The sequence below is a fragment of the Pedobacter sp. PF22-3 genome, from assembly GCF_026239555.1.
In the GTDB taxonomy this organism is placed as follows: Bacteria; Bacteroidota; Bacteroidia; order Sphingobacteriales; family Sphingobacteriaceae; genus Pedobacter.
This window is the reverse complement of the sequence record NZ_JAPIVP010000041.1, coordinates 1-1,576: the sequence shown is the minus strand read 5'-3', so window position 1 is coordinate 1,576 and position 1,576 is coordinate 1. Positions and strand designations below refer to the sequence as shown.

The 1,576-nt window shown below is 47.5% G+C and carries 1 protein-coding gene; it reads right to left on the bottom strand.

Annotated features, from left to right (window positions below):
* Window positions 1-1,576: DUF6443 domain-containing protein (locus tag OQX63_RS23205; RefSeq protein WP_265853165.1), on the bottom strand; the 1,576-nt coding region annotated here is incomplete at both ends.

Below are 1,576 nucleotides of genomic sequence, written 5' to 3'. Positions count from 1 at the left end.
TTGACGCACCGTTGGTATAATTCTGGCCCGAGATATTGCCATTGAACTGCGGTAAGATACCATCGCTATATTTCAGTTCCATGCTAAACTGATCGGATGTACTGTTCTTCATCCAGCCGCGCTCGTTGTAGGCAAAGGTAGTAGCCTGGCTATCGTTGTGCAGGTTCTTTTTGCTCAGCTGGCCGATTTCGTTGTATTCGAGGTGGTTCAGTGCAACATCTCCCTGGTTGTTGATGTTTTCAAAAGTAGCGATTTTGCGGCCAACATGATCGTACTCGTAGCGGTTGGCAATGGTGGTTACCGTACTGCCTACCGTGTGGGTACGGGTGCTGGCTTTCAGGCTGCCATAAAAGTTCCAGGTATTGTCTACCACATCGGTACCGTTTAGGTGGTTACTGCTTTTGCTTTGTATAATGCGTCCTTCCAGATCGTAATAATTGGTGGTAAGCAACATCGTGTTGTTACCCAGGTTTTTCACTTTGGTTCCGGTAAGTAGGCTTTTGGTGCGTGCCGCTGGTGCCTGGTTGCCAGAGGGCTGGCCAAAGCTATCAGGAAAGTCATAGTTATCATAATAATTTACGGTGTGGAAAATAATATTCGTATTATCTTCTCCTGCCGAGGGATGTGTATTTCTGGTATAGCCTTCGGGAAAGGCTGTGCTACGTTCTTCCCATTGTGCCGCTACCCCATCATTATAATTTTGCATATCTATACGACCAATGCCCTGACCGTTCTCCACACCTGTAAGTACCACTCTGCCAAAAGCATCGTATTTGATCCAACTCCATTGACTGGCGGCTCTTTGGTTGGCATCCTGTGTATGGGTAACCTGATCGAGTTTGTTGTAAACCATAAACTCCCAACCCTTGCCTGGTATTTTTTTCTCCACCAACCTTTTGCGGCCATCATAACGGTAACCGTAGATAAACTGATCAAAAACCGTCTGGCTTTCATCAAAACTGTTTAATGCAGCCTGGCCGTTCTCGTTTACCGCCGGTGGCAGCACGTAACGCAGGTTGCCCAGGTCATCGTAAACGTAATAGGTACTCAAGCTTTTACTATCGGTTTCCCATACCCGTTTCAGTACCACACGCCCTTCAAAATCTTTAAATTCGTCGGTAGTACCGGCTTTTAAATCCGAAGGTACCCAGTTCTCATCCTTAAGGATGGTTTTATAAAGTTTTCCAGCCTGATAAACACTGGCGTCCGCACCGTTACCGATATTGTTTACAATCCACAACTTTACCTCATCCTGGGTATTGGTACCATAATCGGTTTTAAGGGTATGGCCAGCGCTGATCTGCCAGTCGGCACCTGGAGCGCCCTGCTGCAGTACACGGTTTAACGGCGAGGCCTCGAAAACCGTTTCAGCAAAGGCATTGTCTGTCGCTTTGATACCCGCTGCTTGTGGGAAATGGAAAAAATTATACTGATCATCGAGTGCAGCTGATCGGAAGCTTCCAGAAGCGCCTGTTTGTGCCGCATAGGGCTGGTATTTAAATCGCTCTCGGCCAAAAGCATCGTAGGCTACAGGCTGTACAAGATCCTTAAAACCAGGACTGCCCTGCACCTGCAC